Genomic DNA, 17,015 nt, shown 5'->3' on the forward strand with positions numbered 1-17,015 from the left:
GGGAAAGCCTGAATCCATGAACGGCTTGATCGGACTCGACTGGGGTACGTCCGGCCTGCGCGCCTACTGGCTCGATGAGGCTGGTGCCATCCGCGAGACACGGGCGCGCCCATGGGGCATTCGCCATCTGCCGGACGGCGGCTTCGATACCGCACTGACCGAGATCATCGCGGGCTGGCCGCGGTTGCCCCGTCTGGCCTGCGGCATGGTCGGCAGCCGTCAGGGCTGGCTCGAGGTTCCATATATGAACCTTCCCGCCGACACCACGGAGCTTGGCAGTGCCGTCCGTAGCTTGCGCGCAAAGGATGGTTCGGACGTCCATATCGTTCCCGGTCTGCGCAACCCGCAGGGCCCCGACGTGATGCGCGGCGAGGAAACTCAGTTGCTTGGCGCCCTTGCACTACGTCCTGCACTGGCCGCCGATTCCACCTGGCTCCTGCCGGGCACGCACAGCAAGTGGACCCGCGTGCGCGATGGCGCTGTAATCGATTTCTGCACCGTGATGACGGGCGAACTATTTGCATTGCTGCGGCAGCATTCGATGCTTTGCGCCGGCTCAGGCGATGCCACGGTGGATACTGACGCGTTCGCGCGTGGCGTCATCGCAGCGCGCGATAGCGGCAACGCAGGAGCATTCAGCCGGTTATTCTCCGCCCGCGCATTGATGCTCGACGGTGCGCTCGCGTCGGACTCCGTACCCGAGTATCTCTCGGGCCTGCTGATCGGAGAGGAGCTGCGCTCCAGCCTTGCCTCAAATCGTTTCCGCCACGACGCACCGATCCAGCTGATTGGTGATGCTGCGCTGTGCACACGTTATCGGCTGGCCGCATCCCACTTTGACATCGATCTTGCCGAACCCCTGGCAGACGCCGCCGCGTACGGGCTGTGGCAGATCGCATCCCATATCGGTCTGGTCAGCGCCGGCTCGTCCACGGCATCCAAGGAAACTTCTTCATGCTGAGCTCATGGCTCAATCCCCTGCCCCTCGTCGCGATCCTGCGCGGTATCTGTCCCGACGAGGCGGTTGCCATCGGCCACGTGCTCGCCAACGCCGGCTTTCGCGTGCTGGAAGTGCCGCTCAATTCGCCGCAGCCGATGGAAAGCATCCGCCGTCTCAGCCGTTCCCTGGGCGACAATTACCTCATTGGCGCCGGTACCGTGATGACTGCGGCCCAAGTGAAAGATATCGCTACCGCCGGTGGCCGACTGATCGTGATGCCGCATGCAGATACCAGCGTGATCCGCGCCGCAAAGGAAGCCGGCATGGTCTGTGTGCCTGGCGTCGCCACGCCCACCGAAGCCTTCGCGGCGCTGGCAGCCGGAGCCGATGGGCTGAAGCTGTTTCCTGCCGACCAGCTGTCGCCCGCAGCACTCAAAGCTTGGCGTGCCGTCCTGCCCAAGGAACTGCCTGTGCTGCCGGTCGGCGGCATCACGCCCGACAACATGGCGGCATGGCTCGCCGCCGGCGCACAGGGGTTCGGCATCGGTTCCGCGCTGTATGCGCCCGGCCTCGATGCCAATGAAGTCGCCAGTCGTGCCCACGCCTTCGCGCAAGCGTGGGCAGCCGTCTCTCCAATGTCTCAGGAACACCGTGCATGAAGATCACCAAACTCACCACCTTCCTGGTGCCACCACGCTGGTGTTTCCTGCGCATCGACACCGATGCCGGTATCTGCGGCTGGGGCGAGCCCGTGGTGGAAGGTCGCGCACATACCGTGGCCGCCGCGGTCGATGAACTTTCCGATTACCTGATCGGCAAGGACCCGCGCCACATCGAGGATCTGTGGAACGTGATGTACCGCGGCAGCTTCTACCGCGGCGGCCCGATCCTCATGAGCGCCATCGCCGGCGTTGACCAGGCGCTATGGGACATCAAGGGCAAGCATCTCGGTGTGCCGGTACACGAGCTGCTCGGTGGCCCGGTACGCGAGCGCATTCGCGTGTACTCGTGGATCGGCGGCGACCGTCCGGCGGATGCGGCCAAGGCAGCCAGGGCCGCGGTCGAACGCGGCTTCACTGCGGTCAAGATGAATGGCACCGAGGAGATGCACTTCGTCGACAGTCACGCCAAGGTCGAGCGCGTGCTGGAGAACGTGCAGGCGGTGCGCGAGGCGGTCGGCCCGCACATCGGGCTGGCCATCGACTTCCACGGCCGCGTGCACAAGCCGATGGCCAAGGTGCTGATGCGCGAGCTGGCGGCGTACAAGCTGATGTTCATCGAGGAGCCGGTGCTGTCCGAGCATCTGGATGCGATCCCGGAGCTCGCCAGCATCGCGCCGGCACCGATCGCGCTGGGCGAGCGCCTGTATACGCGCTATGACTTCAAGCGCGTGCTGCAAATGGGCGGCGTCGACATCATCCAGCCCGACCCCTCGCATGCCGGCGGCATCACCGAAACCCGCAAGATCGCGGCGATGGCGGAAGCCTACGACGTGGCGCTGGCGCTGCACTGCCCGCTCGGCCCGATTGCGCTGGCGGCAAATCTGCAGCTCGATGCGGTGTGCCACAACGCCTTTATCCAGGAACAGAGCCTGGGCATCCATTACAACGCCGCCAACGACCTGCTCGACTATGTCGTCGACCGCAATGTATTCGCCTACGCGGATGGCTACGTCACGATTCCCGGTGGCCCCGGCCTCGGTATCGAGGTCAACGAAGCCTACGTCGCCGAGCGCGCCGAGGTCGGTCATCGCTGGCGCAATCCGCTGTGGCGCCACGACGATGGCAGCGTCGCCGAGTGGTGAGCATCGTGACCGCGCCTACTCGTAACCCCGGAGTCTGTTGATGCCCTCGTTCGCCACCTACCCCAGCCTGGTCGACCGCAGCGTGCTGATCACTGGCGGCGCCAGCGGCATCGGTGCGGCCTTCGTCGAAGGCTTCGCTCGCCAGGGTGCACGGGTGGCGCTTCTCGACGTGGACGATGCCAGCGCCTCGTCGTTATGTGCATCGCTAGCCGACGTGCCGCATGCACCGCATTATCTGCATTGTGATCTCACCGACCTGGACGCGCTGCAGGCTGCGATCATCGCAGTCCGCGCGCGGATCGGACCCATCGCCGTGCTGGTCAACAACGCGGCCAACGACGCGCGCCATGTATTGGCGGAAATTGATTCGGCCGATTTCGAGCGCAACGTGGCAGTGAACCTGCGTCACCAGATCTTCGCCACCCAGGCGGTGATTCCCGACATGCGCCAGCTCGGTGGCGGCTCGATCATTTGCCTGGGCTCTACCGGCTGGATGAAAAAAAATGCGGGCTACCCACTCTACGCGATGGCCAAAGCAGCGGTACGCGGCTTCGTCAACGGCATGGCGCGCGAACTCGGCCAGCAGCATATTCGCATCAACAGCCTGGTACCGGGCTGGGCGATCACCGACAAGCAAGCACGCTTGTGGCTGGACGACGCCGGCCGTGAGGAAATTGCTCGTACGCAATGCATGCCCGGCTTCCTGATGGCAGAGGATCTCGCACGCGCCGCCCTGTTCCTCGCCGCCGACGACAGCCGCATGTGTACCGGGCAGGACTTCATCGTGGACGGCGGCTGGGTATGACCACTCCGACCGTACTGGCGCCGATGGACCTCGCGCTGGACGCCGGCAATACCCTGGGCGAAGGCATCGTCTGGTGCGAGCGAGCGCAGGCGCTTTACTGGACTGACATCCAGCGCGCCACCCTTTACCGCCTTCACCCCGCCAGCGGCGCGCTGGAACACTGGCCGATGCCCGAACGACTCGCCTCGTTCGCGCTATGCGAAGCCGACGGCTGGCTGCTGCTGGCACTGGCCTCGCGGCTGGCGTTTTTCCGTCTTGCCGATGGCCACCTTCAAACGCGGCACGAGATCGAACCCGGGCTGCCCACGCGCTGCAACGACGGCGCCTGCGATCGCCAGGGCCGCTTCGTATTCGGCACGATGCACGAGCCCGCCGAGGGCAGCAAGCAGGCGCTCGGCAGTTTCTGGCGGCTCAATGCCGACCTCAGTCTGGAACAGCTTGGGCTGCCTGATGTAGCCATCAGCAACAGCATCGCCTTCAGTCCCGACGGCACCACGATGTACTACTGCGACTCGCTGGCACGCTGCATCCAGCGCTGCGAATACGGCGACGTGCTGGACACCCCGCAACTATTCGCGGACCTGGGCGAGCTTGCCGGCGAACCAGACGGTTCGTGTATCGACGCCGATGGTTCGCTGTGGAACGCGCAATGGGGCCTGGCTCGCGTGGTCTGCTATGCCGCCGACGGTTCGGTGCGCCAGCTGCTGCCGGTACCGGCGCGCCAGCCGACCCGGCCCGCCTTTGGCGGCCCCGATCTCGACACGCTCTATGTCACCAGCGCGCGTGATGGATTGTCCGCGGCGCAGCTGGATGCCGACACCCACGCCGGTGCGCTGTTCCGTTCCCGGGTCGGCGTGCGCGGCCTGCCCGAGCCACGTTTCGCCGGCATGCCGGCGTGAGAATCACCCCATGAAAACCGCTGCTCACCCAACCGCTCATCGCCGTCCGCGGCCTGCAGGATTTCCCTCATGACTACTGTCGCGACATCCCCGCTCCATCCGTCCCGCACCACGGCCTTGTTCACCTGCATGCTGGCCGCGCTGGCCGGGCTGATGTTCGGCCTGGACATCGGTGTGATTTCCGGTGCCACCCAGTTCATCCAGAAAGAGTTCCAGATCTCCGATCACATGATCGAGTGGATCGTCAGCTCGATGATGCTCGGTGCGGCGATCGGTGCGCTGGGCGCGGGTTGGATGTCCGCGACGCTGGGGCGCAAGCGTTCGCTGATCCTCGGCGGTGTGCTGTTCGTGACCGGCTCGTTGCTCAGCGGTGCGGCATGGTCGCCGGAGACACTGATCGCAGCGCGGGTGATCCTGGGCCTGGCGATCGGTGTGGCCACCTTCACTGCGCCGCTGTATCTGGCCGAGGTGGCCGAAGAACATATCCGCGGCGCGATGATTTCGCTGTACCAGCTGATGATCACCATCGGCATCCTGGTGGCGTTCCTGTCCGACACCGCCCTCAGCTACAGCGGCAACTGGCGCTGGATGCTGGGCATCATCGCGATTCCCGGCATCCTGTTCCTGCTCGGCCTGTTCCTGCTGCCGGACAGCCCGCGCTGGCTGATGATGCGCGGGCGCAAGCAGGAGGCCATCGACGTACTGCAGAAGTTGCGCGGCGATGCCGGCCATGTCGCGCGTGAAGTGGCCGACATCGAGGAGCAATTGAAGACGCCGCAGCGCGGCTGGCACCTGTTCCTGGAGAATCGCAATTTCCGCCGTTCGGTGGGACTGGGTGTGCTGCTGCAGGTAATGCAGCAGTTCACCGGCATGAACGTGGTGATGTACTACGCGCCACGCATCTTCCAGGACATGGGCTACGCCACGTCGGCACAGATGTGGTTCACGGCGGTAGTTGGCCTGACCAATGTGCTGGCCACCTTCATCGCGATCGGCCTGGTCGACCGCTGGGGCCGCAAGCCGATCCTGTACACCGGCTTCAGCGTGATGGCGGTGGGCCTGGGCCTGGTCGGCACGATGATGCATCTGGGCATCGCCACACATGGCGAGCAGATTTTCACGGTGGCGATGCTGCTGACCTTCATCGTCGGTTTTGCGATGTCTGCGGGCCCGCTGATCTGGGCACTGTGTTCGGAAGTGCAGCCGTTGAAGGGTCGCGATTTCGGCATCGGTTGCTCGACCTTCACCAACTGGGTCGCCAACATGATCGTGGGTGCCACCTTCCTGACCCTGCTCAACGGTATCGGCAACGCCGCCACGTTCTGGCTGTACGCGGCGCTGAACCTGGTGTTCCTGGTGATCACCTTCGTGCTGATCCCGGAAACGAAGAACGTCTCCCTGGAGCAGATCGAACGCAACCTGATGGTCGGCCTGCCGCTGCGCGAGATCGGCAGCAACCCCTCGGCGGCATCGTCCGGTTTCAGCAGGCGGGCAGCGGAAGACACCGCCTTCTGATTCCAGCGAGGGTACGGCGATGACCTGGGTGCGCGGCGGGTGACCGAACCTGCCGCAGCCCTTGCCGCCATCGGGACATCGAGCTGGGGCGTGTTAGCTTCCTGCAAGCGCTGCGCTTTTTTGTTGGGTACACCGCACATCTGGGGAAAGCGCACGATGGCTACAACGCCGGCAACAAAGAATGAACTAGGCCTGCACCGCGTGCTCGGCACGTGGGATCTGGTGCTGTTCAACATCGCGGCGATCGTCGGGCTGCGCTGGCTGTCGGTGGCGGCGCAGGTGGGGCCTTCGAGCCTGACCCTCTGGCTGCTGGGACTCATCGGCTTCTTCATCCCATTGGCCTTGGCGGTGCTCGAGCTGAGTTCCCGCGTGCCCGGGCAAGGTGGCCTGTACCTCTGGTCGAAGACCGCGTTCGGCGATGTGCATGGCTTCATCGCCGGCTGGACTTACTGGGTCTCCAACCTGGTCTTTTTCCCGGCCGCCTTGTTGTTCAGCGCCGGCGTCTTTCTGCATATCGGCGGTGATCACTGGCTGGCCCATGCCGGCGACACCCATTACAACCTGGTCTATTGCCTGGTCGTGCTATGGGCCGCCACCGGGCTCGGCATCCTCGGCCTCGAACGCGCCAAGTGGCTGCAGAACATCGGCGGCATCGCCACCTGGCTTGCGGCGGCACTCATCCTCGGCGCCGGTGCGCTGGCTGCGTACCGCTTCGGTCCTGCCACGACGATTACCTCGGCGAACGCGATACCCGACTTCGGCAAGCTCGCGACCTTTTCAACCTTCGCGACGATCGCCCTCGCCTTCCAGGGCCTCGAACTCGGGCCGATACTCGGCGGCGAAATCAAGGATCCCCGCCGGCAGATTCCGCGCGCCACGCTGATTTCCTGCGTCGTCATTGCGGCCATCTATATCGCCGGCACGGCATCCCTGCTGATTGCATTACCCACCTCGACGATCGACGTCATCGCCGGCATTCCGCAGGCGCTGGCCGCGATCGGTGAACGGATCGGCCTGCCCATGTTCGGGGCGTTGACGGCGGCGCTTGTCACGATCGGCACGATCGGCTCCATCTCCGCCTGGGTCACGGGTACGGCGCGCCTGCCCTTCGTCGTCGGCGTCGATCGCTACCTGCCTGCGGCGCTGGGCCGCCTGCATCCCCGGTATGGCACGCCCCATGTGGCCTTGATCATCCAGGGTATCCTGACCTCGCTGGTGCTGGTTGCCGCGTTGTCCGGCTCCAGCATCCATGAGGCCTACATCATCCTGATCGACATGACCGTCATCATGTCGCTGCTGCCGCTGCTGTACATCCTGCTGGCGTTTCCGCTGTTGCGCCGTCGCGCCGCCGGCCGCAATGAAGGTGTCAACCTGTCGCCCGGCGGCACCTTCGGCTGCTGGCTGGCCGGGCTGACCGGTTTCGCGATCACCTTGCTGGCGATCATCACCTCGATGATTCCACCTGCCGACAGCAGCAATCCCAGCCTGTTCTTGCTCAAGGTGGTAGGCGGCTCGGCGCTGCTGATCGGTATCGGGCTGCTGTTTTACCGGCATGGCCAACGACAGGTCAGATATCCGTCGCCCTGACCCTGCCCCGATACTTCAAAAGGCGCCCGTAAAGCAGGGAATGGCCACCCATCACGGCCTATGCCATATGCGGCGAGTCCAATGCTTCTACTGGAAGTGAGCGTGGCCTGACTGCAAGATCAGTCCGCATACAGGCTCAACTTTCCGGAATTGTTGCAGCAGCGAATGGTGCGAGCACCGTCCAACCAAGGTTCACATAAAGGTTGCGGCCGTCTTCCGTCGCGACTAGGAGCTGTGGACTTACGAGGGATTTTCTCGCAGTTCCAAGAGCACTCATCACCGCGACACCCAATCCTTTCCGCCGATGATCCTGCGCAGTTTCGATTCGATCATAAATGAAGACATCTGCAGTTTCTGCCGCGCACCCGCTTGCGGCCAGATCGCCATCCGGCGCGATGATGCAAGCTCGGGTGACAGGCCCGGCTTGATGAAACTCCATCCTGTACCCATTCGGCAGAGGCTTTGTATCGAGGGTTGCCACTGCCGCCATCATAAAATAGTTCGCCGGCTGAACCTCCCAGCGAGCTGGCAGTGCACTTCGCAACTCCTCGTCAGGGCCGCACAGCTTCAAGTAATGTCGTGGAGCCGTAATGTCATGTGCGATTGCGCGCAACCCATCACATAGCTGTGGGAATACCCAGCGTTTCACTTCCTTTTCCGAGTGGGTATCTACTCGGAAGCCCCCGCGATCGTGAACAGGGGGCGGGGAACTCCGAGCGATGGAATGCGCTGCTTGCCAGGCGAAAACGAGCTTTGGATCGACGTAGGATATGGTCATGGCTGATCGTATGTGGTGCTCAGATGGGCGCGCATTCTCCGGCGACTACACGTGTCGTGCCGTGTTGAATATCAGCCGCGACGTCTCCGTGACTTTCAACTAAAGCATTGCCCTGTCTCAGGAGCCAAGACGGCAGCTATGGGGCAGCACGAAAGGAAAGTTTAAGCAAACCACGGAAAGACGAGCGTTCCGCATATCTACCCCAGTTCATGACGGCATCCCGGCATACTCGCATCTACCTTGAATGACGTCCGCTTTGGGTCGAAAGCGACATTGGCTATCTTAGGGAAGTACAAGAATCACCGCCCGGTGTCCGAATAGGCATCGGGCGAATAGTCGATCCGCCTCAAGGGTGCGTCCATGACCGTGACCGGTGCTCCAGTTCAGAACGTGATACCCGGCTACCGCGGAGGTGTCACGCCGGTGCTCGTCATAGCCGTGCTCTTCGGCGCAGCCCACATGTTGACCAACGGGCAGTACGGTTTTCACCGGGATGAATGGCAATTCCTGAGCGATGCACAGCATCTGGATTGGGGCTTTGTGCCTTATCCACCCTTGACCGCTGCACTGGAGTACCTGGGCCTCAAGATGTTTGGCCTGTCACTCATGGGCCTGCGACTGTTTTCGGTGCTCGCGCAAGTCCTGGTGATTCTCGCCAGCGGTCTCATGGCTCGCGATCTGGGGGGTGGGCGGCTGGCACAGACCTTTACGGCCATCGCGGTAGCGCTGTCGCCATTGCCGATGTTCTGGGCAACGGAATTCCAGTACTCCTCATTCGACCTGTTGTGGTGGGTGCTTATCGCCTGGTGCGTGATTCGTCTGTTGCACGACGATGAGCCACGCTGGTGGGTGGCGATTGGCATAGTCGCCGGCCTTGGCCTGCAGACCAAGTATTCGATCGCGTTCGAGCTCGCTGGCGTGCTGATGGGGGTACTGCTCACCGACGCACGGCGATATGTCACGAATCGCTGGTTCTGGGCCGGCGGCGGCATCGCGCTACTCATATTTGCCCCCAACCTCGCCTGGCTCATCCGGCACGACTTCGTTTCCTACCATTTTCTGCAAGGCATCCATGCGCGCGACGTACATCAAGGGCGCGCCGACGGCTTCCTGCGCGATCAGTTCCTGTTGAATGCCAACCTGTTCGCCGTACCTGTCTGGCTGGCGGGTTTGTTCGCATGCTTCAACGACCGCCGCTATCGCATGCTTGCCTGGATGTACGTGGTGCCAGTGCTGCTGTTCCTGTTGGCCCAAGGGCGTTTCTATTACACCGGCGGTGCTTACCCCATGCTGCTGGCCATGGGGTCCGTTGTGGGCGAGCGATGGTTGCGAACGCTGCACCACGCATGGCGTGTCGGGATCACCACGCTGGTATTTATGGGCGTCTTCGCCATCGGCATCTATGCGACGCTTCGCATCGTGCCCATCGCATCAAGCGGCCCGTTGCGCGACTTTGCGCTCCAAAACAATATCGACCTCCGCGAAGAAATCGGCTGGGACGAAATCGTCGCGCGAGTGGCAGCTATTCGTGATGCCTTGCCTGCCGAACAACAAGCCAACCTGGGCATTATCGTGGGCAACTATGGCGAGTACGGCTCCATTGCTCTACTGGGTCAGCACTACCACCTGCCCATGCCGATCACCGCGGTCAATACGGGATGGCTGCGCGGCTATCCGCAGACGCCACCCACCACATTTATCGTGCTGGGGAGTTCACACGAGCGCGCCGATGAGCTTTTCACCGATTGTCACCTTGCTGGCCACACGGCCAACGCTTTGGGCGCGGCCAATGAGGAAAGCCTGGATCACCCCGATATCTTTGTGTGCGGCCCCACGCGCAAGCCACTGAGCGAGCTTTGGAAGCACGGGCCGGAATTTAGGTGAGTTGTCGCACAAACTGGCAGATGCCTGAAGGGGCGCGCCCTGTTATCGCTTGATCATGCCGCCAGTCTGATGAGCCTCATCAACGGCGTCACCCTCAAGATCTGGACGACAGAACCAGCACTGCAGTTCTACGACGGGCAAGCCCTGAAGGCGGGATGCTTCGGGGCTATGTCTTGAGCCACAGGGCTTTCCCGACGCTCCCAATCAGCCAAGTTTCCCAAGCATCATCCTGAAACCGGGAGCGCCATATAGTCAGGTGACCGAATACCGGCTTAGCTCAGGATGATTTCGTTGAAAAGCTGGAATGCTGATGGCAGGCGCACTCAAGCTTTCGGAACAAGCTTCTCTAGCGCGGATTTGATCCCTTTCATGTCATAGGGCTTCTGTAGCACGTCTGCCCCATCGAAGCGCTCGGGGATGCTTTCTCTCCCGTGGCCAGATGCAAACAGGAAAGGAATATTGCGACTATGCAGTGCGTCGGCAATCGGGAAGCTATCTGCTCTCCCAAGAGTTACATCGAGAATAGCGACGTTGACGGCTTCACTTTTGGCGATTAAGAGGCCAGCGTCGAGGCGTTCTGCAATCAGCACCCGATAGCCAGAAGCATCGAGCAAATCCTCGAGAAGCATCGCCACCAACGGCTCGTCCTCGGCTACGAGAACGCAAGGTTTTGAAATATTTGTCATGGTCAATTCTCAGTCTTTCCGCCAGCGTCGGCGCGCGGCGACTCATTAGGGTGGGCGATGTAAAATGGAAAGAAAGATGGAGAACGAGCTAGTAACTCACTCTCGTGCAGTAGGCCCAGAGGCCGGTGAATTCCACGCGACAATTAGGTGGGGTCATTCATCACCGTCTGCACAGCTAGCGAGAGGTCAACTTGACTGTAGGGTTTCCGCAAAAGTTGCAGGCCTTGCGCCAACTCTCCCATCGCGATTCTCTGGGCCGTGTAACCGGAAGTAAGCAACACCGGAATCGCTGCGTGCTTGGCCTTCATTTCGTACACCAGATCGATGCCATTCATCTCGCCGGGCATGATGACGTCGGTGAAGACCAGGTCTACGCGTTCGCCGCCATCAATCAGCTTCATTGCGTCGCTTCCATTCTCGGCTTCCAGAACCGAGTACCCCAGATTTTCCAAGAGGCTCCGTGCCACCGCGCGCACGTCATTATCGTCTTCGACAACGAGGACAATCCCCTTGCCCTTGACCTCAACCGAAGGAGCCACCGTAGTTTTAGACGCTTCAGGCTTCGTTGTGCTTGGAAGATGGATATGCACAGTAGTGCCCACGCCCAGATGACTTTCAATAGCGACGAAACCACCGGACTGGCGCGCAAAGCCATAAACTTGACTGAGCCCTAGTCCGGTGCCCTTCCCGACTTCCTTTGTTGTAAAGAAAGGCTCGAACACACGGTTGATGACATCGGCCGTCATACCTATGCCAGTGTCTGTGAGCGAGACAACGACATAATCCCCCGGGTTGGCGCCGTTGGCGGCGGCTCTCGCGTCAAGTTTTCGGATCGCGGTTTTCAGCGTTAGCGCGCCGCCCTGTGGCATCGCATCACGCGCGTTGATGGCGAGATTGAGGATTGCCGTTTCCAGCTGATGTGGATCTGTGCGGCAATACCATTTATCAGACGCTTTCTCGATGTGCACAGTCACCGCTTCGCCTACTGCCCGGTCGAGGAGGTTTCCGAACGTGTCGAGAAGATCCTCGACGCAGATCGCCTCTGCGCGAAGATCTTGGCGCCGCGAGAACGCGAGGAGTTGCTGGTTGAGTGTTGCGCCACGCGTCACGCCGTGCCGCGCGGCAGCGAGATAACGAACAGTCTTCTCATCCTTTTCGATACGCTGATCAAGCATATCTATGCTGCCGCCGATGACCATCAGCAGGTTATTGAAATCATGCGCAATGCCCCCCGTAAGCTGGCCGATGGCCTCCATTTTCTGCGATTGGCGGAGTTGTTCTTCAACGAGGCGGCGTTCGGTGACGTCAGAGATAACGCCACTAATGCGGATCGCTCTGTCATTCTGGTAAAAAGTACGGCCCTTGATCTGCACCCAGCGGATTGCGCCGTCGCTCAGACGATGTATGCGCTTCTCGATTTCAACCGATCCGGAGCTTTGGGCGCTCAGAAATTCTTCGCGCACTGCCTCGCGGTCTTCAGGAACAAACTGAGAGAGCATCATTGGCAACCCCCAGGCTTTCACGGTATCTGCGTAACCGAAGATCTGGTCGTAACGCGTTGATCGCGTCACGGTGTCGCTCATGAGGTCCAAGTCCCAGTGCCCCATGTCTGCAGCATCAAGTGCAAGCTGCAGACTGTCTTCGACGCGGCGGCGCTCATCTATTTCTGTGGCCAGCCGCATATTTGCCGCTGCCAGTTCATGGCTGCGCTCACGACTATGGGTGAGGTCGGTGATGACGCCGCACAATACATTGGGCATCTGTTCGTCGACCTTGAGATCGGCGATAGACACGTTGACTGGGACCAACCCATTCGACCCGAGCAGCGTGAACTCGGCGGAGCGACCAAGACCACGACTACTTGCCATCAGATGACGGAACGCAAAGATATCCGTGCTCAACAGAAAACGTTCGATGGATTCGCCGATCAGGGTCTCGCGACCAACGCCAACGAGCGTGGCAAAGCGATGATTGCAATAGAGCATGAGACCTTCATCGCTCAGCGTCACAGCTCCTTCCTGCATTTGCTCGATCAGCACGCGATAGGGGCGATCGGCGTTCTCCAGTGTATAGACCTGTTGACCACTGGGACCGCCCACCACCACCGCATCGACGTCGCCATTACGTATGGCTTCCAGCGTTTCCTCAGCTTCGCGCAACCGATCCTGCAGCTCGACAAACTGGGAATGATCGATGCCGGCGAATTCGGGGTATCGGTTCATGGATGAGCTTGGTCGTTCTCGCCAAGCGGCGCAAGATCGAGGCCGGCGAGTACGCGCTCGCGATCCGAGAGATCACCAATAATCCGTCGCAATGGCTCTGGAAGAATCTTCACCAGTGTCGGCGTTGCAATGATCTGCAACTCTTTGGTGGCCTCGGGATTCTGATAGACATCCACCACTTCGAGGTCGAAGCGGCCTTCAAGATTTTCCGCACAGATGCGGCGCATGTTCTCGATCGCCCGCGTTGAACGTGGCGTCGACCCGGTGATGAAAAGCCGCAGCTTGTATGGGCCCTGCGGCAGATCCGCATCTTCGTGTTGGTTCATGTGGAGCTCCCGGTCTTCGGTCGAATATCGAGACCAACCAGCACTCGTTCGGTATTCGAGAGATCCCCGATTACACGCTTGAGCGGTGGCGGAAGACGTCTCACAAGGGTTGGCAACGCCACGATCTGATCACCCGCCGCGAGCTGTGGCGTGACAAGGAGATCAACCACGTCGATCGTGTAACGACCGGCGAGATTGTTTTCGCAGAGTTTCTTGAGGTTGGCGATTGCGGCCAACGACTTCGGCGTCTGACCGGCTACGTAGAGGCGCAGGTTGTATTCTCCTGATTCCGATTCCGAAAGACCATTCGGAGTGTCAGCGACGTAACCATCGTCCTTTTTTGTGACGATCATGAGCGCACCCCACGGATCGCCGCCATTTCGGAACGCTCGGTTCCATGAGCGAGCTCACGGGCCTCTTCCTGCTCGATCAAGGTGGCCATTTCCGCCTCCTCGGTTTCAAGTGCGGCACGCAACTCGGCGATCTGCCGATCGACTGCGGCACGCTTACGCGCTACCTCGCGTCGCCTCCGCTCTGTAGCCTGCTTACGCGATAGACCTGCCTCACGTTCGCGTGCTTCCTGTGCAATACGGGCGGTACCCGTCAATACGCCATCCGGACCAACATATGCGTCAACCATATGAACCCCATGGTTGGTCAACTGGTATTCCCGCAGCTGTTTCGAGTGGTTCATACCACGCGACTTCAGCAGATAGAGCACCCGATTGCGCTCGCCGTTCGCCTCCATGTCCTTGAGCGAGATCCAGGTATCCATCAGCGATGACACGCTACGTTCGCTCTCGGTCATCTGCTCGCCCGATGAGGACAGGCTCGTGAACAGGGCGGTGATGCCCTTGCTCTTGCAGATATCGGCTAGTCGAATCAGTGTCGAATGGATTTCGGAAGATGGGCCGCGAAATGCGGAGATCGGATCCACCACGATGACCTGCGGCGCGAAGTCCTCAATGTCGCGGTTCATACGTGCCAGATGCATCTCGAAGCCATAAAGACTTGGACGCGCCGCCCGGAAGTCCAATAGCCCGCTGTCGATGTGCTGATCGAGCTTGAAGCCAACCGATGCCATGTTGCGCACGATCTGGTCCGGTGACTCCTCGAAGGCGAAAAAAAGGCACCGCTCACCGCGTTCGCATGCCGCGTTGACAAATGCCGAGGCAAAAGTCGATTTTCCCGTGCCGGCAAGCCCCGATATAAGAATGCTGGATCCGCGAAAGTAACCGCGAATGCCTAGCATGTCGTCCAAACCGGACACACCGGTGGACACCGATTCGCGCGAAATTTTGTGTCCCAACTCCGCCGCAGTGATCGGCAACACGCTGATGCCATGTTCGTCGATAAGGAAGGGATATTCATTGGTACCATGGGAGGAGCCGCGGTATTTCACAACGCGCAGGCGCCGCGTGGTGACCTGATCTTCTACGCGGTTGTCCAGGAGAATCACGCAATCGGATACGTACTCCTCGATACCATAGCGCGTCAGCTGACCCTCGCCGCGCTCGCCGGTGATAATCGCCGTGACGCCTTTGTCCTTGAGCCATGCGAACAACCTGCGCAGTTCGGAACGCAGAATGGCCGTGTCATCCAGTCCCGAGAACAAGGCCTCGATGGTGTCGAGAACCACGCGTTTTGCGCCGATGGAATCGATCGCGTAGCCGAGCCGTACGAAAAGGCCTTCCAGATCGTATTCACCGCTTTCTTCAATCTCGGCCCGCTCGATGTAGACGTGATCGATGACCAACTGCTTTCGCTCGACGAGCTCTGCAACGTCATAGCCAAGCGATGCTACGTTGGTTTCCAAATCGCGCGCACGCTCCTCAAAACTCATGAGCACGCCGGGTTCGCCGAATTTGTTGACCCCATTGACCAGAAAGGTCATCGCGAACAGGGTCTTGCCGCAGCCTGCAGCACCGCATAACAAGGTGGGCCGACCTTTCGGAAATCCGCCAAGCGTTATCGCGTCGAGCCCTTTAATTCCAGTCGGGGTCTTGCTCAATGACGCTGGACGGGAAGCGTTAGCCGATGTGTCGGCCTTTGTACGTTTTGCTGCCACGTAGTGCTCCGGTTGGGCGCTAGTTCGAGTCGCGCCGCACCTACCCGGACCCCGGCGTTTACGTAGTCGAATCGCCGGACCGGGCTGAAGGCAAAGCACGGACTTGTGCGAATTCAAAGCTACGGTCTGTTAGTTCGGCGTGATGCTGCATGGCGCCAAATACGCGCCACCACTTTTGCCGCATGAGTGGTCTGCGAGTGAAAGGCGCTCGATCTGACATCCGAACCAGGTCGGCGGTGTCAACGTCAGCAAAGAAAGCAACGCCTCTTCTCTTCGACATTGGTGAAATGATTTGAAGCACTGCGACGCAATACGGTCGTGATTTTCCTCATCTCGGAGACGTCACAGCCAGTCCACATCCCGCGCAATAAGGTCACGCGCCGAAGCTGGGACGGGGACGTCTCGTTTGGTCGGCTAACCTTCCAATTATGAGGAACAACACCATGGGCGTTAATGATCGACCAACTGGCTCCGAGCCCGGCACGCAAAAAGGTGGCATTGGATATGTCCTGCTGTGGCTCATGGGTGTTCCCATTCCGCTATTGATTTTGTTCGCTCTCTTGCGCGGTTGCGCCTGAACCGCGTTCCTCAATAAGGCGCATGACGCTATAGCCGATTCACCATTGGAGAGACGAACATGTCATACGTACCAGAGAGTTCTGTAAATATTGATAAGCGAAACCCGCATCCGACCATGAAGTTTCGGGCGGTGATCGCGGGTTGGCTGGTCGCTACTGGCGTTGCTGGGCTACTTTACGTAGCAGGTCTTGCGCTGGGCTTTTCCAGTTTTGATGCATGGAATGCTGCGGGAAGTGCCAAGGGCATCGGTATCGGCACAGCGATCTGGATGATCATCACCTGGGTCGCCGCGCTGTTTTTAGGCGGGATGTTCGCGAGTTGGTTTGACGGCCGCAACGATGACACCATGGGCGCACTTCATGGCGTTACGGTCTGGGGCCTTTCCGTCACCATGACGGCCCTTTGGCTTGCCTTGGGGTTGGGACATTCCATGTCCGGCCACGGCGGCATGATGGGCATGCACGCGGACGGGGACAACGCGCGCGGCAGCAATCCATCCGCCATGGCAGGTGGAGGTGCGGTCGCAGTCCTGGATGCCAATATCGCGTTTCAACTGACCGGCCGCGAGCATGGTGGATCGGCTCCGATCGTCGCTGCATTGATCGCCAATCACGACGATACGGCCAGCGCGCTACTCGCCGCGGACACAGGAACGACACAGGCCAGTGCCGCGCAAGCGTTGCAGCGTCTTTCCCCACAGATCGGTTTGGCCAGAGCCGAAGCGAAGATGACTGCGGATCGAACGGCGCACTATCTGGCGATGATGTTGTGGATTGCTTTCATCAGCAGCTTCCTCGCGTTGCTCGCGGCAGCGATTGGCGGCTCGTTGGGCGCCTCCCACATTCATCGTGTTTATCACTTGCGCAAATACCCAGCGCGCCCGACAAGCCGATTGAGTTAAGGGAATTCAGAAAGAGAAAAA

General features: G+C 60.6%; 15 protein-coding genes. 9 read left to right on the top strand and 6 right to left on the bottom strand.

Annotation, left to right across the window (positions count from 1 at the left end):
* Positions 1-16: 16 nt before the first annotated feature.
* From GSQ75_RS03305 to GSQ75_RS03335, 7 genes are all read left to right on the top strand, one after another.
* Complete coding sequence (locus GSQ75_RS03305) at positions 17-961, top strand: 2-dehydro-3-deoxygalactonokinase (RefSeq protein WP_158753085.1); 945 nt, start codon at positions 17-19, stop codon at positions 959-961.
* Positions 955-1,599 (top strand): 2-dehydro-3-deoxy-6-phosphogalactonate aldolase, encoded by a 645-nt coding sequence (locus GSQ75_RS03310; RefSeq protein ID WP_158753086.1) that lies wholly within the window; start codon positions 955-957, stop codon positions 1,597-1,599. The genes GSQ75_RS03305 and GSQ75_RS03310 overlap by 7 nt, the downstream gene beginning before the upstream one ends.
* Positions 1,596-2,744, top strand: a complete 1,149-nt coding sequence (dgoD, locus tag GSQ75_RS03315; RefSeq protein ID WP_158753087.1) for a galactonate dehydratase — start codon at positions 1,596-1,598, stop codon at positions 2,742-2,744. The genes GSQ75_RS03310 and dgoD overlap by 4 nt, the downstream gene beginning before the upstream one ends.
* 40 nt (positions 2,745-2,784) lie before the next feature.
* Positions 2,785-3,549, top strand: coding sequence for an SDR family oxidoreductase (locus GSQ75_RS03320; protein WP_158753088.1), 765 nt, complete (start codon positions 2,785-2,787; stop codon positions 3,547-3,549).
* The gene (locus GSQ75_RS03325) at positions 3,546-4,448 is read left to right on the top strand and encodes an SMP-30/gluconolactonase/LRE family protein (protein ID WP_254058419.1); all 903 of its coding nucleotides are present in this window, start codon (positions 3,546-3,548) and stop codon (positions 4,446-4,448) included. The genes GSQ75_RS03320 and GSQ75_RS03325 overlap by 4 nt, the downstream gene beginning before the upstream one ends.
* Positions 4,449-4,517: 69 nt before the next feature.
* On the top strand, positions 4,518-5,963 hold the full coding sequence (locus GSQ75_RS03330; protein ID WP_158753089.1) for a sugar porter family MFS transporter: 1,446 nt from the start codon (positions 4,518-4,520) through the stop codon (positions 5,961-5,963).
* A gap of 156 nt (positions 5,964-6,119) precedes the next feature.
* Positions 6,120-7,550, top strand: a complete 1,431-nt coding sequence (locus GSQ75_RS03335) for an APC family permease (protein WP_158753090.1) — start codon at positions 6,120-6,122, stop codon at positions 7,548-7,550.
* Positions 7,551-7,686: 136 nt separating this feature from the next.
* Here the strand turns inward: GSQ75_RS03335 and GSQ75_RS03340 are convergent, their stop codons facing one another.
* The gene (locus GSQ75_RS03340) at positions 7,687-8,328 is read right to left on the bottom strand and encodes an N-acetyltransferase (RefSeq protein ID WP_158753091.1); all 642 of its coding nucleotides are present in this window, start codon (positions 8,326-8,328) and stop codon (positions 7,687-7,689) included.
* Positions 8,329-8,688: 360 nt separating this feature from the next.
* On the opposite strand from GSQ75_RS03340, the gene GSQ75_RS03345 reads away from it, so the two are divergent.
* Positions 8,689-10,212, top strand: coding sequence for a glycosyltransferase family 39 protein (locus GSQ75_RS03345; RefSeq protein ID WP_158753092.1), 1,524 nt, complete (start codon positions 8,689-8,691; stop codon positions 10,210-10,212).
* A gap of 323 nt (positions 10,213-10,535) precedes the next feature.
* On the opposite strand, the gene GSQ75_RS03355 is transcribed toward GSQ75_RS03345, so the two are convergent.
* The 5 genes from GSQ75_RS03355 to kaiC all read right to left on the bottom strand — a co-directional run bounded on the left by GSQ75_RS03355 (position 10,536) and on the right by kaiC (position 15,514).
* Positions 10,536-10,898: a response regulator gene (locus GSQ75_RS03355; protein WP_158753093.1), complete on the bottom strand. Its 363-nt coding sequence runs from the start codon at positions 10,896-10,898 to the stop codon at positions 10,536-10,538.
* A 143-nt stretch (positions 10,899-11,041) separates the two neighbouring features.
* Entirely contained in the window at positions 11,042-13,120 is a 2,079-nt protein-coding gene (locus GSQ75_RS03360) for a PAS domain-containing sensor histidine kinase (RefSeq protein WP_158753094.1), read from the bottom strand.
* Positions 13,117-13,446, bottom strand: coding sequence for a circadian clock KaiB family protein (locus GSQ75_RS03365; protein ID WP_158753095.1), 330 nt, complete (start codon positions 13,444-13,446; stop codon positions 13,117-13,119). Before GSQ75_RS03365 ends, GSQ75_RS03360 begins: the two co-directional genes overlap by 4 nt.
* Positions 13,443-13,799, bottom strand: coding sequence for a circadian clock KaiB family protein (locus tag GSQ75_RS03370; protein ID WP_158753096.1), 357 nt, complete (start codon positions 13,797-13,799; stop codon positions 13,443-13,445). Before GSQ75_RS03370 ends, GSQ75_RS03365 begins: the two co-directional genes overlap by 4 nt.
* A complete protein-coding gene (kaiC, locus tag GSQ75_RS03375; protein ID WP_158753097.1) occupies positions 13,796-15,514 on the bottom strand; it encodes a circadian clock protein KaiC in 1,719 nt (572 codons plus the stop codon). Before kaiC ends, GSQ75_RS03370 begins: the two co-directional genes overlap by 4 nt.
* Positions 15,515-16,151: 637 nt before the next feature.
* Here kaiC and GSQ75_RS03380 point away from each other — a divergent pair.
* Positions 16,152-16,994, top strand: a complete 843-nt coding sequence (locus tag GSQ75_RS03380; protein WP_158753098.1) for a hypothetical protein — start codon at positions 16,152-16,154, stop codon at positions 16,992-16,994.
* The last annotated feature ends 21 nt before the right edge of the window (positions 16,995-17,015 follow it).

The sequence above is a fragment of the Dyella sp. S184 genome (genome assembly GCF_009766065.1).
In the GTDB taxonomy this organism is placed as follows: domain Bacteria; phylum Pseudomonadota; class Gammaproteobacteria; order Xanthomonadales; family Rhodanobacteraceae; genus Rhodanobacter.